This is a genomic window from [Collinsella] massiliensis, from assembly GCF_002161605.1.
Lineage (GTDB): Bacteria > Actinomycetota > Coriobacteriia > Coriobacteriales > Coriobacteriaceae > Enorma.
On the sequence record NZ_NFIE01000002.1, the window covers coordinates 14,575 to 39,141 of the forward strand.

21 protein-coding genes and 2 tRNA genes are annotated in these 24,567 nt (G+C 65.5%); 5 read left to right on the plus strand and 18 right to left on the minus strand.

Going from position 1 to position 24,567, the window contains the following annotated elements; translation table 11 throughout:
• Window positions 1–142: 142 nt before the first annotated feature.
• A tRNA-Lys gene (locus tag B5G02_RS00955) sits at window positions 143–218 on the plus strand.
• Window positions 219–327: 109 nt separating this feature from the next.
• Here B5G02_RS00955 and B5G02_RS00960 read toward each other — a convergent pair.
• The 6 genes from B5G02_RS00960 to B5G02_RS00985 form a co-directional block, all read right to left on the minus strand.
• Window positions 328–1,086 carry a transposase gene (locus B5G02_RS00960; RefSeq protein ID WP_241146110.1) on the minus strand — a complete coding sequence of 253 codons (759 nt, stop codon included), beginning with the start codon at window positions 1,084–1,086 and terminating at the stop codon, window positions 328–330.
• Between the two features lie 51 nt (window positions 1,087–1,137).
• Window positions 1,138–2,418 carry an aminopeptidase gene (locus B5G02_RS00965; protein WP_094334824.1) on the minus strand — a complete coding sequence of 427 codons (1,281 nt, stop codon included), beginning with the start codon at window positions 2,416–2,418 and terminating at the stop codon, window positions 1,138–1,140.
• A gap of 130 nt (window positions 2,419–2,548) precedes the next feature.
• Window positions 2,549–3,226, minus strand: a complete 678-nt coding sequence (locus tag B5G02_RS00970; RefSeq protein WP_206383723.1) for a hypothetical protein — start codon at window positions 3,224–3,226, stop codon at window positions 2,549–2,551.
• A complete protein-coding gene (locus B5G02_RS00975) occupies window positions 3,227–4,105 on the minus strand; it encodes a phosphoribosylaminoimidazolesuccinocarboxamide synthase (RefSeq protein ID WP_094334825.1) in 879 nt (292 codons plus the stop codon).
• 105 nt (window positions 4,106–4,210) lie between these two features.
• Window positions 4,211–5,749 (minus strand): sensor histidine kinase, encoded by a 1,539-nt coding sequence (locus B5G02_RS00980; RefSeq protein ID WP_094334826.1) that lies wholly within the window; start codon window positions 5,747–5,749, stop codon window positions 4,211–4,213.
• Between the two features lie 9 nt (window positions 5,750–5,758).
• Window positions 5,759–6,490, minus strand: coding sequence for a response regulator transcription factor (locus tag B5G02_RS00985; protein WP_019240098.1), 732 nt, complete (start codon window positions 6,488–6,490; stop codon window positions 5,759–5,761).
• Between the two features lie 157 nt (window positions 6,491–6,647).
• On the opposite strand from B5G02_RS00985, the gene B5G02_RS00990 reads away from it, so the two are divergent.
• The gene (locus tag B5G02_RS00990; protein WP_094334827.1) at window positions 6,648–7,241 is read left to right on the plus strand and encodes a GNAT family N-acetyltransferase; all 594 of its coding nucleotides are present in this window, start codon (window positions 6,648–6,650) and stop codon (window positions 7,239–7,241) included.
• 3 nt (window positions 7,242–7,244) lie between these two features.
• Here B5G02_RS00990 and B5G02_RS00995 read toward each other — a convergent pair whose 3' ends face one another.
• The 5 genes from B5G02_RS00995 to B5G02_RS01015 form a co-directional block, all read right to left on the minus strand.
• Entirely contained in the window at window positions 7,245–8,456 is a 1,212-nt protein-coding gene (locus B5G02_RS00995; RefSeq protein WP_094334828.1) for a hypothetical protein, read from the minus strand.
• Window positions 8,453–8,725 (minus strand): TIGR03905 family TSCPD domain-containing protein, encoded by a 273-nt coding sequence (locus tag B5G02_RS01000; RefSeq protein ID WP_094334829.1) that lies wholly within the window; start codon window positions 8,723–8,725, stop codon window positions 8,453–8,455. The genes B5G02_RS00995 and B5G02_RS01000 overlap by 4 nt, the downstream gene beginning before the upstream one ends.
• A 109-nt stretch (window positions 8,726–8,834) precedes the next feature.
• Window positions 8,835–10,181, minus strand: coding sequence for an adenylosuccinate lyase (gene purB, locus B5G02_RS01005; RefSeq protein ID WP_094334830.1), 1,347 nt, complete (start codon window positions 10,179–10,181; stop codon window positions 8,835–8,837).
• Window positions 10,182–10,360: 179 nt separating this feature from the next.
• On the minus strand, window positions 10,361–11,653 hold the full coding sequence (locus tag B5G02_RS01010; RefSeq protein WP_094334831.1) for a HipA domain-containing protein: 1,293 nt from the start codon (window positions 11,651–11,653) through the stop codon (window positions 10,361–10,363).
• Window positions 11,653–11,865: a type II toxin-antitoxin system Y4mF family antitoxin gene (locus B5G02_RS01015; protein ID WP_094334832.1), complete on the minus strand. Its 213-nt coding sequence runs from the start codon at window positions 11,863–11,865 to the stop codon at window positions 11,653–11,655. The genes B5G02_RS01010 and B5G02_RS01015 overlap by 1 nt, the downstream gene beginning before the upstream one ends.
• A 231-nt stretch (window positions 11,866–12,096) precedes the next feature.
• Here B5G02_RS01015 and B5G02_RS01020 point away from each other — a divergent pair.
• Window positions 12,097–12,171, plus strand: a tRNA-Gly gene (locus tag B5G02_RS01020).
• Window positions 12,172–12,242: 71 nt separating this feature from the next.
• Here B5G02_RS01020 and purE read toward each other — a convergent pair.
• On the minus strand, window positions 12,243–12,713 hold the full coding sequence (gene purE, locus B5G02_RS01025; RefSeq protein WP_094334833.1) for a 5-(carboxyamino)imidazole ribonucleotide mutase: 471 nt from the start codon (window positions 12,711–12,713) through the stop codon (window positions 12,243–12,245).
• A 166-nt stretch (window positions 12,714–12,879) separates the two neighbouring features.
• Between purE and B5G02_RS01030 the strand changes: the two genes are divergently transcribed.
• Both B5G02_RS01030 and B5G02_RS01035 read left to right on the plus strand, forming a co-directional pair.
• Window positions 12,880–13,392: a bifunctional nuclease family protein gene (locus tag B5G02_RS01030; RefSeq protein WP_094334834.1), complete on the plus strand. Its 513-nt coding sequence runs from the start codon at window positions 12,880–12,882 to the stop codon at window positions 13,390–13,392.
• Window positions 13,393–13,470: 78 nt separating this feature from the next.
• Complete coding sequence (locus B5G02_RS01035; RefSeq protein WP_094334835.1) at window positions 13,471–14,502, plus strand: hypothetical protein; 1,032 nt, start codon at window positions 13,471–13,473, stop codon at window positions 14,500–14,502.
• A 110-nt stretch (window positions 14,503–14,612) separates the two neighbouring features.
• On the opposite strand, the gene gyrA is transcribed toward B5G02_RS01035, so the two are convergent.
• The 6 genes from gyrA to B5G02_RS01065 form a co-directional block, all read right to left on the minus strand.
• Complete coding sequence (gene gyrA / locus B5G02_RS01040) at window positions 14,613–17,360, minus strand: DNA gyrase subunit A (protein WP_094334836.1); 2,748 nt, start codon at window positions 17,358–17,360, stop codon at window positions 14,613–14,615.
• A 162-nt stretch (window positions 17,361–17,522) separates the two neighbouring features.
• A complete protein-coding gene (gene gyrB, locus B5G02_RS01045) occupies window positions 17,523–19,544 on the minus strand; it encodes a DNA topoisomerase (ATP-hydrolyzing) subunit B (RefSeq protein WP_094334837.1) in 2,022 nt (673 codons plus the stop codon).
• A gap of 126 nt (window positions 19,545–19,670) precedes the next feature.
• Window positions 19,671–20,240: a DciA family protein gene (locus B5G02_RS01050; protein ID WP_094334838.1), complete on the minus strand. Its 570-nt coding sequence runs from the start codon at window positions 20,238–20,240 to the stop codon at window positions 19,671–19,673.
• A complete protein-coding gene (gene recF, locus B5G02_RS01055) occupies window positions 20,227–21,360 on the minus strand; it encodes a DNA replication/repair protein RecF (protein ID WP_094334839.1) in 1,134 nt (377 codons plus the stop codon). The genes B5G02_RS01050 and recF overlap by 14 nt, the downstream gene beginning before the upstream one ends.
• 3 nt (window positions 21,361–21,363) lie before the next feature.
• A complete protein-coding gene (gene dnaN / locus B5G02_RS01060; protein WP_019240112.1) occupies window positions 21,364–22,470 on the minus strand; it encodes a DNA polymerase III subunit beta in 1,107 nt (368 codons plus the stop codon).
• A 375-nt stretch (window positions 22,471–22,845) separates the two neighbouring features.
• Complete coding sequence (locus B5G02_RS01065) at window positions 22,846–24,534, minus strand: DnaA ATPase domain-containing protein (protein WP_094334840.1); 1,689 nt, start codon at window positions 24,532–24,534, stop codon at window positions 22,846–22,848.
• Window positions 24,535–24,567 lie beyond the last annotated feature (33 nt).

Genomic DNA, 24,567 nt, shown 5'->3' on the forward strand with positions numbered 1-24,567 from the left:
CGCAGTCTTGGTAAGCATCATACGACAAGCACAAGATGCGGGACGCATCGAGGCGATAGGCGCGCGGATTCATCGGTGACGGGATGGTTCGCGCGGCGCACGGGGTCGAACGAGGCTGCAACCCGTGGTACAATGCTCGCGCGGGCCGTTAGCTCAGCTGGCAGAGCAGGGGACTTTTAATCCCAAGGTCTAGGGTTCGAACCCCTAACGGCCCACCATCGATGCGCGAGGTCGGGCGGTATGCCCGGCCTTTTTGCATATCCGGGCGAATATCACTGCGATGTACACAGACTCCTAGGTGATAAAAAGGTGTCTGACACCATTTTATCAGGCGGAGCGCAGGGATCGGTAGATGCTCGGGGCGCTGATACCCGTCAGGCGCGCCATCTGCTTCACGGTGATCCCCACATCGCGAAGCGCCTTGAGCGCCTCGGCGCGGCGCGCCAGCGGGAGCGCTTTCACCTTAGCGACATCCGGAGCCCCCGCCTGTGCCAGCGCCGCGCGGGCGACGGTCAGCGCGAGGTCGTCGGGCACGGGTGTGCCCTCGATGCGCCCGTCGAAGCACGGCGTCTCCTCCGCGCAGAAGCGGTCGAGCCCCTCCCGTCCGTCGAACAGCTCGAGCACCCGCGCGACGTCCGTGCAACCCTCGCCGCGCAGCACGTCCTGGTAGCTGCTCCACGGATACTCCTGCCACGAGCCCAACCCGGCGGCTGACGGGTTCTTCAGCACGTAGCGCACCACCTGCATGAGGTAGGCGTCGTCCTCGATGGCGAAGCTCCCGAACCGCTGCTCGAAGAGGTTGCCCGCGCGGCCATGGCGCAGGTTGAAGGCGCGCGCGTACGTGCCGCTCATGCGCTGCATGGCACGGCTGAGCTGCTGCCTGGGATCGTCGAGCACCAGGTGCACGTGGTTGCTCATGAGGCACCATGCCACGAGGCCGATGCCCGCCGCCTCGGCGGACTCGGCCATGATCGTGCGGAACCGTTCGCGGTCGGCGTCATCCTCGAAGATGAGCTGCTTCGCGTTGCCACGCAGCACGACGTGATAGAAGCCCGATTCCGAAACCATGCGCCGTTGCCTGGACATGCTCAGCTCCGTTACCTCGCGATTGATAAAAAGGTGACTGACACCATTTTATCATTCCCAGCTCCACTGGCCGTTCACGAACACCGGGAGCTCGATGCCGTCGGCCTGGATGCCGGTGATCGTGAGGTCGTCGGAGCCGATCATGAAGTCGACGTGCACCGTCGATGCGTTCACGCCGCGGGCGCAGAGCTCGTCCATATCCATCTCGTAGCCGCCGTCGTAGCACTCCGGGAACCCGGTGCCGAGCGCCAGGTGGCAGCTCGCGTTCTCGTCGTAGAGCGTGTCGTAGAAGAGCGTCTCGCTCTCGCGGATGGGCGTGTTCTTGGAGATGAGCGCCACCTCGCCGAGGCGTCGGGCGCCCTCGTCGGTGTCGAGGATGCTCTTGAGCGTCTCGACGCCCGTGCGCGCACCGAAGTCCACCACGCGACCCTCCTCGAAGCGCAGCCAGAAATCCTCCACCTTGCTCCCGTGATGGATGAGCGGGAGCGCCGCGTACACGATGCCGTCGGCGCGCAGGCGGTCGGGCGAGGTGAACACCTCCTCGGTGGGGATGTTGGGGAAGAATGGGTGACCCTCGGGCGTCTCGCTCCTGCCGCCCGCCCAGATATGGCGGTCGATGAGACCCACGGTGAGGTTCGTGCCGTTCTCGGAGGTGTAGCGCAGGGCATCGAAGTGCCGGTCGTTCAGGAAGCGCAGGTTCTTCTCGAAGGTCGCGTCGTGGAGCTCCCACGCGCTCTCGGGGTCCTCGCCATCGGCGCGGGCGGCGGCGAGGATGGCGCACCACAGGCGGTACACCGCCACCTCGTCGGGGATATCGGGAAACACCTTGCGCGCCCAGGCTGCGACCGGCGCGCCGGCGATGCACCACGGGTTGACGTTGAAGTCGAGGCCGCGGCGAAACGCGACGCACTGGCTGTTCTTGGCCTTTGCCGCGGTCGCGGGCTTGGCGGGATCGATGTCCTTGAGCGCTTCGGGGTCGGACCCCTCGATGAAGATGAAGCATGCGCCCGCCGCGGCGAGGCCGTCGAGCTGCACGCGCTGCCATTCCGGCGTCTGCTCGAAATACGCCGTCTCGACGTGCTCGTACGTGAGGCGCGACACCTCGTCGTCGCTCCAGATGACCGTCACGTGGCCCGCGCCGGCCTCGTACGCGCTCCGGACGAGCACGCGCGCGAACTTGGCGCATTCCACGGGAGCCATGACCACGACCTCCTGGTCGGGCTCGACGTTCACCCCCTTGCGCACGATGAGCTGCGCATAGCGCTCAATCTTCGGCGCGATGGCCATCATGCCCGCGCGGGCGTCCTCCACGGTGAGGGCGACTTTGATCATCTTGGCTCCTTACAGCGAACACGGGCGGGACGACGCCACATATTCAGGGGCAGATGTGCGCGCGCCGCCGCTACACAGCATGGGGGCGCACCGCCGGGCTCGGCATGGTGCGCCCCCCCTCATAGCTCGGCTAGTGGCGCGAGCGATGGTTCTTCTTCGGACCCTTCTTCTTCGCGGGCTGCGCCTGCTCGGGCTCCTCGGCGGCTGCAGGCTCCTTCTCCTTGGCGCCCTTGCCCTTTTTCGCCGCCTCGCGCTCGGCCTCCTCCTCGAGCACCTCGATCACCTTGCGGTCGGTCATGCCGGCCACCTGCGCCTTGTAGAAGTTGCGCAGGGGGCGGATCTTCACGAGGCCGTAGACGAAGCCGCCGATGACGAACGCGTACGCGATGCCGAGGCCCACGAGCTGGCCCACGGCGATGGTCCCGGCGGGGACGAACGAGTTGAAGACGCCGGTGAGCATGAGCCACACGATGATGATGACCGCGATGCCCACGCCCTCGATCACCCAGAAGAGGCGGCGCTTCGAACGATATTCCTCATCCTGCCGCATGAGGATGTTGGCCGCGGAGTACATGCGGTCCTCCTTGGCACGCAGCTCCTGTTTGCGTGCCTTCTTCTCGGCCTTCGAAAGCCCCTCGAGCGATTCGCCCTGCTCGTACTCCTTGCGGCGGGTCTTCGCGCTCGCGGAGACGACGCGCACGGAACCCGCGGCGGCGCGGGCGGGCTTGGCGGATGCGGCGGACTTCCTCGTAGCACCCGCGAAATCACGTTCCTGGGTGCGCTTGTTGGTTGCGCTCCGGATAGTCACTTACTCGTTTCCCTTCATGCTTGCGAATTCGGTACCGGTGATGATCTGGTACGCCTCGCGGTAGCGCGCGGACGTGCCCTCGATGACCTCGGCAGGCAGGTGCGGCGGCTCGCCGGTCATATCCCAGTTGGCACGGAGCCAATCGCGCACGTACTGCTTGTCGTAGCTCGGTTGGACGGCACCCTCCTCGTAGCTCGCCGCGAGCCAGAAGCGGCTCGAATCCGGCGTGAGGCACTCGTCGATGAGCGTCACCTTGCCGTCGATGATGCCGAACTCGAACTTGGTGTCGGCGATGATGATCCCGCGCGTGGCGGCGTACTCCGCGGCCGCGCTGTAGATCTTGAGCGAGTAGTCGCGGATCTGCTCGGCGATGTCCGCGCCGACGATCTCCACGCAGCGGTCGAACGAGATGTTCTCGTCGTGGTCGCCGATCGCAGCCTTCGTGGACGGGGTGAAGATGGGCTCGGGCAGCTTGGACGCCTCGGTGAGGCCGGCGGGCAGGGAGATGCCGCACACGGTGCCGTCCTCGTCATAGGTCTTCTTGCCGCTGCCAGTGAGGTACCCGCGCACGATACACTCGACCGGGATGGTCTCCGCACGGCGCACGAGCATGGCGCGGCCGGCCAGGTAGTCGCGGTACTCGGCGAACTCCGCCGGGAAATCGTCCACATCAATGGACACGAGGTGGTTGGGGACCAGGTCGGCGAACTTGTCGAACCAGAACGCCGAGATGCGGTTGAGCACCTCGCCCTTGAAGGGAATCTCATCCGGCAGGATGTAGTCGAAAGCCGAGATGCGGTCCGTCGCCACCATGAGCAGGTTCTCGCCCGCCTGGTAGATATCGCGCACCTTGCCATGGGAATCCGGACGACGCTCCATGTTTGCCACGTGGAATCAACTCCTCTTGCATGTACACCGGGCACGGCTGACACCGTGATAAAAACCAGCCTGTCTGCTTTTTATCACGGCGCCAGCCGCTATATCCTAGTGTTCCATTGTAGATGAAGCGGGCTCCGTCATGTGCTCGCGCGGCAGATGAATCGTAAATGTCGTGCCTTTTCCAAGTTCGGATTCGACCGAGATGTAGCCGTGGTGGCGCTCGACGATCTGCTTGGTCACGGAGAGCCCCACGCCCAGGCCGCCGGCCTCGCGGGCGCGGCTCGCATCGGCGCGCCAGAAGCGCCCGAAGATGCGCGACAGGTCCTCCTTGGCGATGCCGATGCCCGTGTCGGAGACGATGATCTGCACGGTGCGGCGGTCGGCGCGCACGGAGACGACGACCCAGCCGCCCTCGGGCGTGTAGCGCATCGCGTTGCTCATGAGGTTCACGACGGCCTGGGTGATCATGTCCGCGTCGACATCGATGACCGCGGCACGTCCCTGGGTGTCGTCCGAGAACCGGAGCCTGAGGTCGCGCTTGATGAACAGCTGCTGCTGGCCGTCCACGATGCGCCGCACGAACGGCACGATGTCCACCGGCTCCAGGTTGAGCGGCGTCGTGCGGTTCTCCATGCGCGAGAGGTCGAGCATCTGCTGCACGAGGCGCGCGAGGCGGCGCGTCTCGGAGGCGACCGTCTCGAGGTGCTCGTCGTCGCAGGGCAGGACCCCGTCCTGCATGGCCTCGACCGTCGCGAGCATCGCCATGAGGGGCGTGCGCAGCTCGTGCGCCACGTCCGAGGTGATGCGCCGCTCGTGCATCAGGTCCTTCTCGAGCGAGGTCGCCATCTCGTCGAAGGTCTCGCCGAGCCGGTCGATCTCGTCGTCGCCGCGCAGGCCGGTGCGTGCGGAAAGGTCCCCGTCGCGGATCTGCTTCGCCGTGCCGGTGATGCGGCGCAAGGGGTTCGTGAGCATGCGCGACACGAAGATGCCGATGATGACCGCGATGGTGACCGCCGCGATCGAGGCGATGAACATGGCGTTGAAGGTGCGGTCGCGGAAGGCGGTGTCGGCCTTGCCCAGCAGGGCATCGGATCCGAAGACCCAGAGGCGCACCTTGCCCACCACGGTCCCGTTGGCGAGGACGATGTCGCGCGTCACCGATGCCGAGGCATCGGTCGGAGCGCTCGAGGTGAGGCCATGGGTCTCATGTGCGTCGCTGCCCGCCGTGCCCACCGCGGGCGCCGCCGGCCACGAATCGTCGTACACGATGGTGCCGCTCGCATCGATGACCTGCAGGCCGATATCGTCCGAGACGATGCTCGAGTCCGCGATCTCGGAGAGCGTGGCGATGCTCCACTTGCCGCTCGTCTCGTACATCGAGGCGAGGCGCGAGGCCGTGGCCTCGGCGATGTCGGTCATGTTCGTGCGCGTGTAATCGGTGAAGGCGCCGCTCCACACCACGGCGACCACGCCCACGAGCACGAGCACCGTCATGATCGAGGCGAGCGCGAACGAGGCGGCCATGCGCGTGGCATAGCTCATACCCGGATGCGTGTCCGAGCGCGGCGTGTTCCACTGCGCCCGGGAGCTCGGCTCCTCGGTCTGCTTGTGCTTTGTCCCGGTCTCGATGCGTGCGGGCAACATGGCAGCGCGCTACTTCGCGTCCTGGGTGCCATCCTCCGCCGGCTTCGCGGGCGCCTCGAAGCGGTACCCCACGCCATGGACGGTGAAGAGCCACTTCGGGTGCTTGGGGTCGTCGCCGAGCTTGGCGCGGAGATTCTTCACGTGGCTGTCGATGGTGCGCTCGTAGCCCTCGAAGTCATAGCCGAGCACCTTCTCGACGAGCTCCATGCGGTTGTACACGCGGCCCGGGTGACGGGCGAGCGTGGTAAGGAGCTTGAACTCGGAAGCGGTGAGGTCGACTTCCTTGCCCTCGACGAGAATCTTGTGACCCGAGATGTCGATGACCAGGTCGCCGAAGTCGAGCACCTCGACCTGCGGCTCGTCAGTGAGATGCGTGCGGCGGAACAGCGCCCTCACGCGCGCGACGAGCTCGCGCGGGCTGAACGGCTTGATGAGGTAATCGTCCGCGCCGAGCTCGAGGCCGATGATGCGGTCCTCGACCTCGCCCTTCGCGGTGAGCATGATGATCGGCACGTCGGAGGTGTCGCGGATCGCGCGGCACACGCGCTCGCCCGAGAGCTTGGGAAGCATGAGGTCGAGCACGATGAGATCGAACTGATGCTTCTCGAACTCCTCGACCGCGGACTGACCGTCACCGACGCCGACGACCCAATAGCCTTCGCGCTCGAGATACGCTGCGACGGCATCGCGAATAGCCTTCTCATCTTCGACGAGCAGAATCCTTCTTGCGTCCGAAGCCATATCAGGCCTCCTTATCACTTTTCACCGAACCATCACATTGTAGCGTATACCGCGCTGCGAGGTGCAAGCACGACGCTCGCTGGCGGACTTTGGCCGTTCGCCGGCAGATTCTGCGCCTATTATTTCCATGTCGGCCGCATTCTTTCCGGAGGAAGCCATGCCATATTATATCCGCACCGCCACGCCCGCCGACGCCGCGGGCGCGCTCGCGGTCTATGCCCCGTACGTCACCGAGACCACGGTGAGCTTCGAGCTCGAGCCGCCCACGGTCGAGGAATACGCCGCGCGCATCGCGCACAAGCTCGCATGCGCGACGTTTCTCGTGGTCACAGACGGTGTTGACGGGGCTGTCGTCGGCTTCGCCTACAACGGGGAGTTCAGGGAGCGCCCGGCCTACGACTGGGCGTCCGAGATCTCGATCTACCTCGCGCCCGGCCATCAGGGGCACGGGCTGGGCTCGGAGCTGCTCCGCGTGCTCGAGGAGCTCATGCGGGCGCAGGGCGTGGTCATGAGCGAGGCGTGCATCACGTCGAGCAACGCCGCCTCGATAGAGTTTCACGCGAAACATGGCTATATGCTATGCGGCGAGCACCACGCCTGCGGGTTCAAGCTGGGTTCGTGGCTCGACGTGACGTGGATGGAGAAGCAGCTGGCAGAGCCGTTCACGCCGCCCGCGCCGCGCCGGCGCGTTCCCGCGGAAGAGACTGCGCGCATCCTCGCCGCCGCGAACGAGCGGCTGCGTGCGCGCTAGCCTCTACAGCTGAAACACGCGAGCGGTGACGCTCTCCGGGATGCCCGTGGTTCCGCGCACCGTGCCGAAGGTGAGGAACTGGCTCGATTGCCCCTCCGTGGCGGGAAAGTCGCCGTACTCGGTGGCGCGGTCGGGCGAGTAGAGCACGCCGTAGGTCTGGGCGTCCGTATCGACGATGAGGTGCGACGACTGCGTCTTGATGAGGTAGGTGCTGCCGTTGCCCGAGATCTGCGAAAGCGGCTCGCGCCGAACGTAAAGGTAGGGGCCGCCGGAGACGCCCAGGAACGAGCCCATGCTGCCGAGGCTGCCCGCACCGTCGTACGACGCCTCGACCGAGAACGCGAAGCGGTCGCCCAGGTACTCGGCATCGAGCGGCGCGACGGGGCTCGGCATGACGAGCTGGTCCACCTGGTCGTAGTCCTTGCTGGTCAGATCGAGCGCGGTGAGGCCGTAGTAGGTTCCCTCGTCCTCGCGCACGCGCGGGGTGATGGTGAGCACGTTGCCGGAAACACGCGGGGTCGTCGCAAAGCGGCCGTGGGAGGTCCAGACCTCGATGCCCTCGTCCGCGCCGACGCTCCAGATGTAGCAGTGCGAATCCTCGCCCGCCGATGATCCCGTCGAGAGCGGCATTCGCTGCCAGATCACGCTGTCGCCGCACACCGTGATGCGGGGCGGCTCCCAGTTCTCGTCGCCCTCGTCGAGCTTCACCGGGTCGCCCACGAGCGAGCCGTCGGCGAACTGCTGGCCGAAGAGCGCCCAGGAGCGGTCCGTGTAGTTGATCTCGATCCACGCGTACACGCTGTCCGAGCAGCGCACGTCGAAGTACGTGTAGGGCGAGCCCTGCGTCGCGTCCTCCTTGACGGTGACGAGGTTGCCGCTCGAGAGACTGAGTGCGCCGAGCGTGTTGATGTGCGCCGCGGATTCCGGTGTGAGCATCGCCGCGGACCACGCCGCGTTGCCCGTGTGGAAAAGCAGGGTCCCCAGGGGAAGCGTCCAGGTCGCGCTCGGCGTGAGGGTCGCGTCGGTGTATTCGTAGTCGCCGTCGAGCACGTTGATGATGAGCGAGCTATCAGTAACCACCTGCGGCTCGCCGGTCTGGGTGTGGTTCTCGTTGGACGAGCACGAGGTGAGCGCGATCGCCGCCATGCCCGCGCCCGCGGCGGCAGCGCTGCCGATCGCGAACGAGCGACGGGAGAGGGACCGGTCGAAGATCATGCCTGCGCCCTTGCCTGCTCTTGCGCCGCATCGAGCGCGCAGCACAGCTGGTCGGCGCAGGACGTGGAGCGCGGGCCGCACGTGTTGCCGCGCAGGATCGCGGCGATCTCCGCGACGGGATGGCCGGCGACGAGCTTGCTGATGGCCTTGAGGTTGCCGTTGCAGCCGCCGGTGAACGCGACGCCTTCGATGACCTCGCCCGCATCGTCGAGCTCGACGTGGATGTTCTTGGAGCACACGCCGCGCGGCTTGAAATCGATTGCGACCATATCTCTTCCCTTTCAATCTTCTTACGCAATGGGTTGGTTGGGGACGTGTTCCTTTCAACCCCTTTTTCGTTCGTCCCGCAGGGCGGGTCGGGAACGCCCCCTCCCCGGGTTAGTCGAGGCTCAGCTGCTGCAGGCGGTCGAACACCACGTCGACGCGCGTGAGGAAACTCCACGGGTCGAAGATGCGGTCGAGCTCCTCGGAGCTCACGGTGCAGCGCGGGTCCGCCTCGAGCTTCTCGCGGAACGTCGTGCCCGCCACGCACTGCTGAACCTCGCGCCACGTGGCCATGGCGTTCTCCTGCACGATCGCGTACGCCTCCTCGCGCGTGATGCCCGTCTCCACGAGGGCGAGCAGCACCTTGGAGGAGAAGATGAGGCCGCGCGTCTTGTTGAGGTTCGCCTTCATCTGCTCCGGGTAGAGGATGAGGCCGTCCACCACGCGGATGAGGCACTGGAACATGTGGTCGAGCGCGATGAAGCTATCGGCCTGCGCCACGCGCTCGGCGGAGCTGTGGGAGATGTCGCGCTCGTGCCACAGCGCCACGTTGTCGAAGGCGACCTGGGCGTTGGCCTTCACCACGCGGGAGAGGCCGCAGACCTTCTCCATGGTGATGGGGTTGCGCTTGTGCGGCATGGCCGAGCTGCCCTTCTGCCCCTTCTTGAACGGCTCCTCGGCCTCGAGGGTGTCGGTCTTCTGGAGGTTGCGGATCTCGGTGGCGATGCGCTCGCAGGTGGCCGCCGTGGTGGCGAGCACGCCGGCGAGGTAGGCATGGTGATCGCGCGAGATGACCTGCGTGGAGAGCGGGTCGTGCACGAGCCCCAGGTGCTCGCAGACGTACTCCTCGACGAAGGGGTCGATGGAGGAATACGTGCCCACCGCGCCGGAGATGGCGCCGAAGGCGACGTTGGCGCGGGCGTCCTTGAGACGGTCGTAATCGCGCTTGAGCTCCCACGCCCAGCTGCCGAACTTCATGCCGAAGGTCATGGGCTCGGCGTGGATGCCGTGCGTGCGGCCGACGCACAGGGTGTCGCGCTCCTCGAAGGCACGGCGCAGGCAGATCTCGCCGAGCTTGCGGCAGTCCTCGATGAGGATGTCCGTGGCCTGAACGAGCTGGTAGCACAGGGCGGTGTCGCCGAGGTCGGAGGAGGTCATGCCGAAGTGCACCCAGCGCGACGGCTTGGGCTGGCCCTCCGGGACGTCGCGGTCGATGTACTCGCCCATGTTGGTGAGGAAGGCGATGACGTCGTGGTTGGTGACGGCCTCGATGGCATCGACCTCATCCTTGTTGAAGGCGGCATGCTCGCGGATCCACGCGGCCTCCTCCTTCGTGATGCCGATCACACCCATCTCCGCGTGCGCCTCGCAGGCGAGCACCTCGATTTCCTGCCAGATGGCGTACTTGTTCTCGAGCGAGAAGATGTGGCCCATCTCGGGACGGGTGTAGCGATCGATCATGCGAGCTCCTTCGTTCCCCGCGCGCAGGGCGCGGCCTATGCGCTTCCTACCCGATTCTACCGCATGCGTGCACGCTGCCCATGTCCTTCGCAAGAATGGGGTATTTCAGCTGCGGCGGGCGTTGGCGATGCGTCGGTGCCCGTCACCTGGGTGATAAACAGGTGTCAGTCACCTTTTTATCACCGAGCGGCATCGCAGAACGCCGCAAGAACCCCGAGGCGCGGCTCTATGTCCTCGATCAGATCGATCGCGATATACGGAGTCGATGCAAGCGTTGCTCCGAAAGCGCCATCGCCTGCATCACGAATTGTCGCTTCGATGTTCGTGACAATCGACTTCGCCAAACGTTTGAGCACAGCGGAGGAGACGCCCAGATCGTCGGCAAGCATGGCAAGCGCATCCGGTGTCACTTGATCAATATCGCGCACTCCCCCGACCTCCATCGCCATATCTCTGCTGAACCTGGGGAAATATGTGGTTGAAACCAAATCATACGCGGGCATCAACATGAACGATGCTGGTCGACCGGGGCGCGCCGGGCTCAGCCGAATCGAATAGTTCTTCAAATGAGCGTCACAGTTGCCGATGACATATGAGTACAGAATGGTAGCGGCAACCTGTCTGATGTCGTGCGCGGGACGTGTGCTCCGACGCCGGATGAGACGAGCGATAGACCGTACGGTACCCCCTGGTAGCTCGGCATACTTCGAACCGGGAGTGCATCCAAGCGCCTGGGCAAGATCCTCTTGATGGAACCGAATGACCCTCAACAAACCATCCCGGACTTCCGCCGTGCGATCAAAGCGTGAGACGGCGAGCACCGGTTGCGCCAAATCGAGCAGTTGGCAATCGGGAACCGTAACGCCGCAGGCGCGGGCAGCTTGCATACAGAGGTACTCGATTTCAGGCAGATCCCGAAGATAGCTGGTCTTGAGGATATGGGTGGTGGCAGCGAATCCTCGAGGACGTAGCCAACCGTGCGCCCAGTCCCCTTGTGGGGGAAGGGCGAGGCCGATTTTGTTCTGCGTCCCCGCGAGCGATAGGCGTGATGCCGCATTCTCGGCAGCCAACTCCGAACGACTGCGAAACATGGAGCATAGTTCCTCGTACGAAATGGGATCATATCCTGAGTAGCGAGTGTTTGGTGCATCGTCGACATGATAGGCCACCACATCCCCGATGCACTCCCGTCCACAGCTCACCAAAATGCCGAGGTAGTCGTCCTCCGATATCTGAAGCTCTGCCGCAAGCTCTTGGCGCGCCATGCCCTCGGCGAGCAACCCCTCGAAATACGGCCTAAACGAGGGGGCGTCGAAAGCCTCATCGCGAAGAGGAATGGAAAGCGAAAGAGGTATGGCATCTCCTCGCGCCAGATATGCGGAGTCGTATGTAAAGCGTGACCCATCTTGGGAGATGCGCCCAACAGGCACCATCTGGTCAAGCGCGAGGCGGGCGATGAGGATGTCCTTCATCACGCCCTCCGTTCCGCGATGAGGTCGATGCCCAGTGTCAGGAGCACATCAATGACTTTGCCCGCCTCGGCGCTTTGCTTGCCGTTCTCAAGTTGGGAGACGAACGTGACGCCGACGCCCGCGAGGCCGGCGAGCTCTGTCTGGGTCAGTCCTTGTTCGCGGCGCGCCGTCCTGATGAGTGACCCGAGCTCGGACATATCGGTGATGACCATAGGCGCCTCCCAGATATGCGTTCGCATATATCATTGCAAGTATAGCTCATTTTTATTCGTACGCATAAATTAGTTGATACATGCTTCTAATGTATGCGTTCGCATACAAGATGATAAAAAGGTGACTGACACCTTTTTATCACCTCGCGCGGGCAGCCGACGACGCGACTTGTCCGCCGAAAACCGACGCGGTATACTGTCCCCTACGCCGGTTTGCCCGGCGCGACATACGCGGGCATCGCCAAGTGGTAAGGCATCAGCTTCCCAAGCTGACATCCGCGGGTTCGAGTCCCGTTGCCCGCTCCAGGTAATGAAAAGGCTCCCAGCGATGGGAGCCTTGTTTCATTAACGATGCGATAGCGGAACGAACCGCGCCCCTACGCCTCGGCCATCTCCTGCTTCATCTTCGCGATGACCTCGCGGTACTCGGGCATCGTCGCACCGAGGATCTGCGTGGCGTAGATGGCCGCGTTCTTGGCGCCGTTGATGGCCACGCACGCCACGGGCACGCCGGAGGGCATCTGCACCATGGAGAGCAGCGAGTCGAGGCCGCCCAGATCACTCGTCTTCATGGGCACGCCGATGACGGGCAGCGGGGTGAACGCTGCGACGACGCCGCCCAGGTGCGCCGCCTTGCCCGCCGCCGCGATGATGACGCGAAGTCCCCGGTCGGCAGCGGTCTCCGCCCACTCGTGCACCTTGTCGGGCGTGCGGTGCGCGCTCGCGATGACGAGCTCGTACGGAACCCCGAGCGCCTCGAGCTCGGCCGTGCAGCCCTCCATGGTCGGCATGTCCGACTTCGAGCCCATGATGATGCCGACGAGCGGCGTCTCCTGCTGGTCTGCCATTGCGTTCCTCCCTCTCCGCGGTCCAAGCCCGCACGGTACCCTCCATGCGATTATGCCATCAATGCGGTTACGCGCGGGCCTTTTGGGTAGTAATACTAGCCGAAGTACGCTAGACTCCAACGTCTGGCCGGCAACCGATACCCATCGACCATCAGGAGGTGCCATCATGATTCGAGCGGACATCGAGACCATCATCATGGCTTCCGGTGGCGGCCCCTCCCTCATCGTGCTGCGCGAGCGCTCGGGTGCCAGCGCCACGGAGGCGCCGCTCCGCACGCTCTCCATCCAGACGGGCGCCTTCGAGGCGGCGTCGATCAGCCAGGGCATCGACGGCACGGAGCTGCCGCGGCCCATCACGCACGAGCTCTTCCTCAACGTGCTCTCGAAGCTCGACGTCAAGATCGAGCGCGTCGAGATCAACCGCTACGACGCCCCGGTCTTCTTCTCGAACGTCGTGCTCGTGCACGAGGCGGACGGCGGCTTGAGCGAGGTGTCCGTGGATGCGCGCCCGAGCGACGCGCTCGCCCTCGCCGTGCGCGCCAACGCCCCCATCTACATCGAGGACGACGTCATGAACCGCGTGGGCACCGTGTCCGCCCGAAAGCGCGAGGAAGCCGACGAGGACGAGCTCGAGCAGTTCGACAAGTTCGTCCAGACGCTCTCCCCCGACGATTTCTAAGCCCGCCGCAATCGCTATGATGATGAGGGTGTCGCGATCCCGCGGCACCCTCGTTTTATATCGGGAGCGGAGGAAACCGTGCACGACATCCGACCCATCATCGATCGCGCCCTGCAGGTGCTCGAGACGCACCGCCTCGACCGGACGGGCGCCTACGCGCGCTGGATCTGGCAGGATGCGGCAGGCGGGCGCGAGCTCGGCCTCAACGAATACGGCTGCGCGGACGCCGCGAACATCCTCTACATGGTGGGCGCGTTCCCCTCCGATCCGCGCGAGCGCCAGGCGTGGATCGACACGCTCCAGGGCTTCCAGGATCCCGCAACCGGCCTCTTCACCGAGGCGACGCACCACCCCTATCACACCACGGCGCATTGCATCGCGGCGCTCGAGCTCTTCGACGCGCGGCCGCGCCACCCCCTGACCGCTCTGCACCACTACCTCGACCGGGACGAGCTCTACCGCTTCCTCGACGGCCTGCACTGGCAGGACGACCCGTGGATCGCCTCGCACCAAGGAGCCGGCATCTACGCCGCGCTCGTGCTTGCGGGCGAGGCGCCGCGCGCGTGGCAGGATTGGTACTTCGCGTGGCTCTACGAGGAAGCCGACCCCGCGACCGGCTTCTGGCGCAAGGGGCACGTCGTCCCCACGTGCCAGGGCGACTCGTTCTCGGGCACGCTCGCCGAGCCGACGGTCTTCCCGCACCTCGCGGCATCGTTCCACTACCTGTTCAACCATGAGTACGCCCACCGGCCGCTGCACTACCCCGAGAAGGTAGTCGAGACCTGCCTGGACATCTACGCGAACCACCGCTGGCCCACCTTGGGGCACGCAGTCACCTTCGCCGAGGTCGATTGGGTCTACACCCTGAACCGCGCGCAGCGCCAGACGGGCACGCACTTCGCGGAGACGAAGGAGGCCCTGCGCGCGTTCGCGGACGAGTACGTGGGCTTCCTGCTTGAGCTCGACCCCGCGACGCACGAGAACTTCAACGACCTGCACACGCTGTTCGGCTGCATCTGCGCGCTCGCCGAGCTACAGGCGGCGCTGCCGGGCTACCTCGCGAGCGACAAGCCGCTCAAGCTCGTCCTCGACCGCCGGCCGTTCATCTAACGGCGCTCTGCGCGCGGTGATAAAAAGGCGACTGACACCATTTTATCGCCGCGCAGCAAAGGGGCGCATACGCAACGAGGGGGCTCGAAAGCCCCCTCGCTTCGTAATGGTTACTCGTCCATCAGGTCCTCGAGCGCCTCATCGGATGCGCCGATGTCCACGCGCTCGTCCTCGTTGTTCGCGATGTCCCCGAGCGGAAGCGTGCCCTGGTGCTCGTCGGCCGGGGCCTTCGGCTTCTTCTTCGCGCTCGTCATGCGCGCCACGGCGGTCACGCGGTCGCCGTCCGCGACGTTCATCATCTTCACGCCCTGGGTCGCGCGGCCGGTCTGCGAGATCTCGCTCGTCTTGACGCGGATGACCGTCGCGCCCTCCGTGATGATGAAGAGCTCGTGCTGCGGGCCCACCGTCTTCATGGCGGCGAGCTTGCCCTTGCGCGGCGTCATCTGGATGGTGTAGACGCCCTGTCCGCCGCGGTTCTGCAGCGGGTAGTCCGCCACCGGCGTGCGCTTGCCGTAGCCGCGCTCGGTGATGACGAAGAGGTCGCCCTTGCCGTTCGAGATCTCCATGCCCAGGACCTCGGCGTCGTCCTTGAGGGTGATGCCGCGCACGCCGCTCGTATCGCGGCCGGTCGCGCGCACCTGCTCCTCCTCGAACACGATGGCCTTGCCGGCCGTCGTGGCCATGATGACGCGGTCGCCCTCGCGCACGCGGCGCACGTCGAGCAGGGCGTCGCCCGCCTTGAGGTTGATGGCGATGATGCCGTCGCGGCGGCTGCGGTCGTAGGCGCTCATCACGGTCTTCTTCACCATGCCGCTCTTCGTGGCGAACAGCAGGTACTCGTCGTCCGGGAACTCGCGGCAGGAGATGACGCTCGCGATCTTCTCGCCCTCCTCGAAGGGCAGGAGGTTCACGATGGCCGTGCCGCGCGCCTGACGCGTGCCGATGGGCAGCTCGTGCACCTTCAGGCGGTACACCTTGCCGCGGTTCGTGAAGAAGAGCACGTACTCATGGGTGCTCGCGATGAACATCTCGGAGATGACGTCGTCCTCTTTGAGGCTCACGCCCGAGACGCCCTTGCCGCCGCGCTTCTGCGAGCGGTACGCGGCCACGGGGATGCGCTTGACGTAGCCGGTGTGGGTGATGGTGACGACCATGTCCTCGTCGGCGATGAGGTCCTCGACGTCGAGGTCGCGCTCGGCGGCAGCAATCTCGGTGCGGCGCTTGTCGGCGTACTTCTTCGAGATCTCGCGCATCTCGTCCTTGATGACGCCGAGGATCTTCTCCTCGTGCGCGAGCAGGTCCTCGTAGTAGGCGATGGCGCGGCGCAGGCCCGCGAGCTCCTCCTCGATCTTGTCGCGCTCGAGGCCGGTGAGGCGGCGGAGCTTCATCTCGAGAATGGCGTTCGTCTGCTCGGGCGTGAAGCCGAAGCGCTCGATCAGGCGCTGGCTGGCCTCGGCGTCGGTCTGCGAGGAACGAATGATGTGGATGACCTCGTCGATATGGTCGAGGGCGAGCAGGTAGCCCTCGAGGATGTGGGCGCGCGCCTGCGCCTTCTTGAGGTCGAAGCGCGTGCGGCGGGTCACGACGTCGACCTGGTGGTCGATGTAGTGGCGGAGCATCTCGGTGAGCGAGAGGCACTTGGGCACGCCGCCCACGAGCGCGAGGTTGTTCACGCCGAAGGTGGTCTGCAGCGAGGTGAACTTGTAGAGGTTGTTGAGGACGACCTGCGGGATGACGCCCTTCTTGAGCTCGATGACGAGGCGGATGCCCTTCCGCGTGGACTCGTCGCGCATGTCGGCGATGCCCTCGATGCGCTTCTCGTTCACGAGCTGGGCGATCTTCTCCTGGAGCGTGCCCTTGTTCACCTGGTAGGGAATCTCGGTGAAGACGAGGCGGTTGCGGCCGGTCTTGGTGGACTCCACATGCGCCTTGGCGCGCACGGTGATGGAGCCGCGGCCGGTCTCGTAGGCCTGGCGGATGCCATCGGAGCCCATGATGACCGCGCCCGTGGGGAAGTCCGGACCGGGCATGATCTGCATGAGCTCGTCGACCGTCGCGTCGGGGTGGTCGATGAGGTAGCACGTGGCCTCGACGGCCTCGCCGAGGTTGTGCGGCGGGATGTTCGTGGCCATGCCGACGGCGATGCCCGACGAGCCGTTCACGAGCAGGTTGGGGAAACGCGCGGGCAGCACCTGGGGCTCGGCGAGCGACTCATCGTAGTTGGGCTGCCAGTCCACGGTGTCCTTCTGCAGGTCGCGGAGGAGCTCCATGGCCGGGCGCGCGAGGCGGCTCTCGGTGTAGCGCATGGCCGCGGCGCCGTCGCCGTCGATGTTGCCGAAGTTGCCGTGGCCGTCGATGAGCGGCGTGCGCATGCTGAACCACTGCGCGAGGCGGACCATGGTGTCGTAGACCGCGGAGTCGCCGTGCGGGTGGTACTTGCCGATGACCTCGCCGACCGTCCAGGCCGACTTCTTGTGCGGGCGGTTGGGGTAGATGCCGCTCTCGTTCATGGCGTAGAGGATGCGGCGGTGCACCGGCTTCAGGCCGTCGCGGACGTCCGGCAGGGCGCGGGCGGTGATGACGGACATGGAGTACTCGATGAAGCTCTGGCGCATCTCGCGGCCGAACTCCGAGATCTGGAGCGACCCGCCGTTGATGTCCTCGCCGGCAGCCTCGCCGCGGTCGACCTCGCCGAAGCTCTCCTCGAGCTCCTCGTCGTCGACCTCCTCCTCGTCGGCGTCCTCGTCCTCGACGTAGACGTCGGCGCCCTCGTCGTCGGCTTCGGCACGGGCGAGCAGGCGCTTCAGGTCGTCGGGCAAGCCCTCCGAACCCTCGCCGGCACCCGGGGTGTTGTTCATATCTTCAGCCACGTACTACCTCCTTGCAGGGGTTGGTTGGGGACGTGTTCCTTTCAACCCATCCCGTGACGGGATGAGTCCGGCGGCCACCATGCCCAGGGATGGGTTGAAAGGAACACGTCCCCAACCAACCCCTCCGGCAGGACCGCCAGACCGGGTTCGCTATGCGTCCAGGAAGCGGGCGTCGTGCGCGTGCTTCTCGATGTACTCGCGACGGTACTCCACCTGGTTGCCCATGAGCTCGCGCACGGCGCGGTCGGCAGCCATGGCGTCATCGATGGTCACGCGCTGCAGGATGCGCGTCTTGGGATCCATGGTGGTCGACGCGAGCTGCTTGGGATCCATCTCGCCCAGACCCTTGTAGCGCTGGACGGTGTAGCCGCGGCGCTTCTTGGTGACCTTGCCGCCCTCGGCCTCGTCGCCGTCGTCGGGGTTGAGCCCCAGGCGCTCGATGGTCTCGCGCAGGATCTCCTCCTCGGGCTGGCGGCCGTTGGGGTAGACGTAGTGGATCTTGTTGCGCACCTTCACGCCGAAGATGGGCGGGCACGCCACGTACACGTACCCCGCGTCGATGAGCGGGCGCATGTACTTGTAGAAGAACGTGAGCAAAAGGATGCGGATGTGCGCGCCGTCGACGTCGGCGTCCGTCATGATGATGATCTTGTGGTAGCGCGCCTTCGTGATGTCGAAGTCGCCGCCGTCGCCCGAGCTCGACGTCACGCCGGTGCCGATGGCGGTGATGAGCGACTGGATGGTGTCGCTCGAGAACGCGCGGTGGTCGCCCACGCGCTCGACGTTCAGGATCTTGCCGCGCAGGGGCAGGATCGCCTGGATGTCGCGGCGGCGGCCGTCCTTGGCCGAGCCGCCTGCGGAGTCACCCTCGACGATGAAGAGCTCGGTGAGCTCGGCGTCGCGCACGGAGCAGTCGGCGAGCTTGCCGGGCAGGCTGGCGGTCTCGAGCAGGCTCTTGCGGCGCGTGGCCTCGCGCGCCTTGCGGGCGGCGGTGCGCGCCTTGGATGCCTGCTGCGCCTTCTTCACGATCTCGCGCGCGGCCTTGGGATGCTCCTCGAGGTAGTCCGTGAGGCCGTCGGTCACGACCTTGAGCACGAGCGTGCGCATGAACGAGCTGCCGAGCTTAGCCTTCGTCTGGCCCTCGAACTGCGGGTCGGAGAGCTTGACGGAGATGACCGCGGCGAGGCCCTCGCGCACGTCGTCGCCGGTGAGGTTGGAGTCCTTCTCCTTCAGGATGTTCTGCTTGCGCGCGTAGTCGTTGATGACGCGGGTGAGCGCCGTGCGGAAGCCCTCGAGGTGCATGCCGCCCTCGGGGGTGTAGATGTCGTTCGCGAAGCTCATGACGTTCTCGGAGTACGAGGTGTTCCACTGCAGGGCTACCTCGACCTCGCCCGTCTTCTCGAGCGGCGCGTCGGGTTCGCTCTTGCCCGAGAGGTAGATGGGGCGCTTGAGGCCGTCGGGAATCTCCTTGCCCTCGTTCAGGAACTTCACGAAGTCGATGATGCCGCCCTCGTAGCAGAACTCGTCCACGCGCGGCGTGAGCTCACGCTCGTCGCGTAGGATGATCTTCAGGTTCTTATTCAGGAAGGCCGTCTCCTGCAGACGGTTGCGGAGCGTCTCGTAGTCGAAGACCGTCGTCTCGAAGATCTCGTCGTCCGGCCAGAAGGTCGTGGTGGTGCCCGTGCTCTTCGCCGTGCCCACGGTCTTCATCTTCTGGGTGGTCTCGCCGCGGCTGAACTGCATCTCGTGGATCTTGCCGTCGCGCTTGACCTGCACGATCATCTTCTTCGAGAGTGCGTTCACCACCGACACGCCCACGCCGTGCAGGCCGCCGGAGACCTTGTAGGCGTTGTTGTCGAACTTGCCGCCCGCGTGGAGGATCGTCATGACGACCTCGAGCGTGGGGATCTTCTTCACGGGATGCTTGTCCACCGGGATGCCGCGGCCGTTGTCGACGACCGTGATCGAGTTGTCCGGGTGGACGGTCACCTCGATCTTGGTGCAGAAGCCCGCCATCGCCTCGTCGACGGAGTTGTCCACGATCTCCCACACGAGGTGGTGCAAGCCGCTCGAGCTCGTCGAGCCAATGTACATGCCGGGGCGCTTGCGCACCGCCTGGAGGCCTTCGAGAATCTTAATCTCGCTGCCGTCATACTGCTGCTTTTTTGCCACGTGTACTCTTCCTTTCGCATCCGTGCGCCCGCGCACGCAGCCAAGGGTCAATCTTATATATGATAGCGGAATGTGGGGGCTCTCATACGCCCCAATGAATACCTCTACAAGGCTATCAGATTCGATTTACGCCCCGTTCTTGGCATCCCTACCCTTTTTCCACTCCATAGAGGCCGAAATAGCCGATTTGAGGGCTTTGCGGAGATGGTCGTCGCCGATGGGCGCCACATCCGCGTCGATCGCGCGCTCCTCGGCGGCCGTGAGGTCCGCGTGCGGGACGGGGGCCGCCTGCCGCGGGGCGCCCACGTGCTCGACGCGCTTCTGGGCCTGCTTGGCGCGATACCCCTCCGGCGAGGTGCGGAACACGAAGCCGTCGATGCGCACGCCCGCGCGCTCCATGCGGGCGCGGATGATCTCGCGCAGCATGGTCATCTCCTGCGTCCACGACGCGCCGTCGAGGTAGACGAGGAGCTCGTTCGTGTCGGGGAGGAACTTCAGGCCCGTCACGTGCTCGCCCTCACGGGTGCCGCCGCACACCGTGTTCCACGCGTGGTAGACCGCACGCGACCGCTCGGCCGCGGCCATGCGCTCCCGCTGCTCGGGCGTCGCGCCGGAGACGATGCGCGAGCGCTCGGCGCTCACCAGGCTCGCGAACGACGCCGTGCCCACGCGGTCCTGACCTCTACGCTTGGCCATGGCCGATCGTCACCACCTTCGAGCGCGCGAGCGCCTCGTCATCGAAATACCCCAGGTTCGTCGTCGTGATGACGGTCTGCACACCGTCCTCGATGCCCGCGATGAAGGCCGCGCGGCGCTCCGCGTCGAGCTCGCTCATCACGTCATCGAGCAACAGCAGCGGCGGGCGGGACAGGATGTCGCGCGTCACCGCCACCTCAGCGAGCTTCCACGCGAGCACGAGGCTGCGCTGCTGCCCCTGCGAGGCGAAGGTGCGCACGTCGCGGCCGGCGATGCTGAACCGCACCTCGTCGCGGTGCGGCCCTGCGAGCGTGATGCCGCGGCGGAACTCCTCGTCCTCATGCGTAGCGAGCGCGCGGGCCAGGTGCTCGTGCACCCGCTCGATCGCGGAGGCGCGCTCGGCCGGGGCGGAAAGCTCGGCGATGACGTCCGCGCCTTCCGTATCCCAGGTGGGCTCGTAGGAGACGTCGGCCTCCTCGCCACCGGCGAGCGCAGCGTAGAATTCCCGCACGTAGGCGCGGATGCGCGCAAGGAGCGCAAGGCGGTGCACCGTGAGCGCGGCCCCGTTCGCGATGAGCGCCTCGTCCCAGGCGCCGATGAGGTCGCGGGCGAGCGCGCCGTCTTTGAGTAGGGCGTTTCGCTGCTCCACCACGCGCTCGTAGGCGCCCTCGAGCCGCGCGTAGCTCTCGTTGAGCTGCACGCCGAAGCCGTCGAGCGCTGCACGTCGCACGCTCGCCCCGCGCTTCACCATGTCGAGGTCGTCCGGGCAGAAGAGCACCGAGGGCACCACGCCGCGCATCCCGGCGGCCCGGCAGCGCTTCCCGTTCCGCAAAAACGTGCGCTTGCCCTCGGCCACTCGGCAGGCATGGTCGATGACGCGGCCCTCACCCGTGAGGTTGAGCGAAAGCGAGCACGACGAGGCGCCCTCGCGCACGAGCTCGGCGGGCGACGGTCGGCGGAACGACCGACCCGCCGTGAGCAGCTGGAGCGCCTCGACGAGGTTCGTCTTCCCCACCGCGTTGCGCCCCACGAGCATGGTGAGGCGCTCGTCGATCTCAAGCTCGAACGAGGGGAAGTTGCGGTAGTTCTCGACGATGAGGTTCGTCGCGAGGATCGCCATGCGCTAGACCCACATCGGCATGATGAGGTAGAGGTAGTTCACCTTGTCGTACGACTTGAACACGCCCATCTTCGTGTAGCTCTGCAGCTCGAGCGAGATCTCCTTCTCCTGGTGCCCGAGCGCGGAGAGGCAATCGTGGATGAAGCTGTTCTTGAAGGCGATGGTGCCGCTCTCGCCCTCCACCTCGATATCGATGGTCTCGCTCGCGCGCCCCTGGTCGGCCGAGATGACCGCGAGCGTGAGCGTGCCTGCATCGACGTCGATGGTGAAGCGCACCGGGCCGTCGGGCTTCGCGATGACGGCGACGCGCTTGAACGCCGCGGAGAACGCCTCGACGTCGATCTTCGCCCGCACGACGCAGTCCTGGGGGATGAGCTGGCGGACGTTGGGGTACTCGCCCTCGAGGCGGCTCGCCACGTAGCAGGTGTTGCCGGCCTCGAACACGATCTGCTTGCCCGAGACGCCCACGAAGATGGACGGCGAGGACGCCATGATGGAGAGCGCGTCGTTGAGGGCCGTCGCGGGGATGTTGAGCTCGAAGTTGCCCTCGAGCGAGGAGGTCTCGACGTTCGTGTCACACATGGCCAGGCGCATGGAGTCCGTGGCGGCGAGGGTGAGCGTGTTGTTCCCCACCGTGGTGTGCACGCCCTCGAGGATCGGGCGGGCGGTGTCCTTCGTCGTCACGCGCCACACGCGGCCGACCATCTCGGAGAGGATGCCCGTGGGCAGCTCCACGCCGGCCTCGATGGCGTAGGCGGGAAACTCCGGGAAATCGCGCGGGTCGAGCGTGGCGAGCGTGAAGGTGCTCTTCTCGCACGACACGACCGTCTGGCGGTCGACGGATTCGATGTGCACCGGCGCGTCGGGCAGGGTCTTGGCGATGTTCGTGAGGAGCTTGCAGGGCACTACGAGCTCGCCCTCCTCCTCGACGTGCGCGGCGATGCGGTGGCGCACCGAGGTGGTGTAGTTCGACGTCTGGAGCTCGATGAGGCCGTCGCCGGCCTTGATGAGCACGCAGGAGAGGATGGGGAGCGTCGAGGTTCCGGAGACGCCCTTCGACACGACGGCGAGCGCGTTCGACAGCGCGTCCTGGCTTACGGTGAACTTCATGGGCCGCTCCTTATTCTTATATCTTTAGATATATATATCCTTACAGTAATAATAAGGCCGTTGATGGTGTTGAGAGCCACCATTCTATCAGGTCAGGGCGTTCGTATATCTCGACAGCCGCTCGTTGATAACCGGTTGGCGGCGTCGGGGAACCGGGTGTGCACGAAGCTTTCCCCTCGGCGTCCTCGTCGCGCCCACGCCCTTTCCCATACTTTCCCACAGCTTTTCAACGCCCCGCCCCGATGGGTTGGTTGGGGACGTAAAATTACCCCAGGGGTTATTTTACATTGCCTGTCTGTAGGACGAGGAAGCCCTCGAAAAGCATCAATGTAAAATAACCCCTGGGGTAATTTTACGTCCCTCAGCCCGGGCAGCTTATGACGCCAGGATGATCTTGTTGCGGAGCGCTTGGAGCTCCTTGCACAGGGCGTTGTCGTGGGCAAGCTGCTTCTCGATCTTCTTGATTGAGTAGTGCACGGTCGAGTGGTCGCGCCCGTCGAACTCCGCGCCGATGGCGACGTTCGTCATGTCGCACATGTCGTAGGCGAGGTAGATCGCGATGTGCCGCGCCTGCGTGATGTCCTTGCGGCGCTTCTGCCCGCACAGGTCCTCATGGCTCACGTGGTAGAACTCCTCGACCACGGCCTGCACCGTGGAGATCTGGATGCGCTTGTGCGCGCGGTCGAAGTACTCGTCGGCGATGCGGTCGATCTCCTCGGCCTCGAGGGTCTCGCCCTTCTGCTCGCACTCATAGGACGCCCCTGCGCACCGCTCGCAGAAGCTCTCGAGCTCGCGGATGTTCGTACCGGACACCTCGGCCATGTGCCTGAGCTGCGCGTCGGTGAGCGTGCCGCCGCCCGTGCGCAGGGCGCTCAGGATGGAACCCGAGGCGTCGAGCCCCGCCGCGGCATCGCGGGCCTCGGCATCGGGCAGCACCGCGTGCTCGTAGTAGCGCTTCAAGATCTCGTACTTCATCTCGAAGCCGGGCTCCGACACCAGGCAGAGCATGCCGGCGTTGAAGCGGCTCGTGAGACGCTCGTCCATGCCGAGGTTCTTGGGCGCGCGGTCGCTCGCGATGGCGATCTTCTTGTTGTTGCGGATGAACTCGTCCATGAGCGAGAAGAAGTTCTCGATGCTCTGCGTCTTGCCGATGATGTTCTGGATATCATCGATGATGAGCACGTCGGCGTCGTGGTACTCGCGCAGGATGCGCCCGCCGTTGGCCTTCTGGACCCTGAGCTCGTTGATGTAGTCCTCGACGTAGGTCTGGGAGTTCGCGTACTTCACGCGGATGCCGGGGCTGTGCTCGCTCAGGTAGTTCTCGATGGCGAGCAGCAGGTGCGTCTTGCCCAGGCCGGACTTGCCGTAGATGAAGAGCGACGTGTAGATGCCGGGCTCGTCGGCGAGCAGCGCGAAGCGCACAGCGGACTGGTAGGCGTGCTTGTTCTCGTCGCCGTAGACGAAGTTGTCGAACGTGAATTTCGAGTTGATGGGCACGGCGGGCCCGCTCGCCGCGGGCTCCTTGCGCACGGGCTCGGCCTTCACCTTCCGGGGGACCTCGTGGCCTCCGACGCTTGCGGTGAGCCGCTGGAGCTCGTCGGGCGAGATGATGTTCGTCACCTTCACGCGCTCCTCGCCTCCCGCGGGCGCGCCATCCCAGCTCGGCGCGGGGATGGGGATGGAAGCGGGGCTCGGCGCCGGCTCGGCTGCGGGCTCGTGGGCAGTAGCCGTCGCGTGCGTGGCGCCCGCGGGCGCATGGTCGCTCGCGGCGCGCTCCGTCGAGCGCTGCGGCTCGGTCTCCGTGGGCGCGGTGATGGAGGCCGGCACCGTGATGCTGAGCGTGAGCGGGATGAAGGCGATGTCCTCGAGGTAGCGCTCCACGATGTCGCGCTGCTTGATGAGGTAGGCGTAGGCGAAGCGCGTGGGCGCCTCGATGGAGAGCGATGTGTCGGTGAGTTCAAGCGGGCGGGACTGCTTGAGGATCTGGATCAGGCGCGCGTCGCGGCCATCGCGCTCGCAGAACGAGATGGTGTCGTCCAGGATGATTTTCGCCTCGGTGTCCATGTCACTCCTCTGTGCGTGCTGTCATGCGGCGGA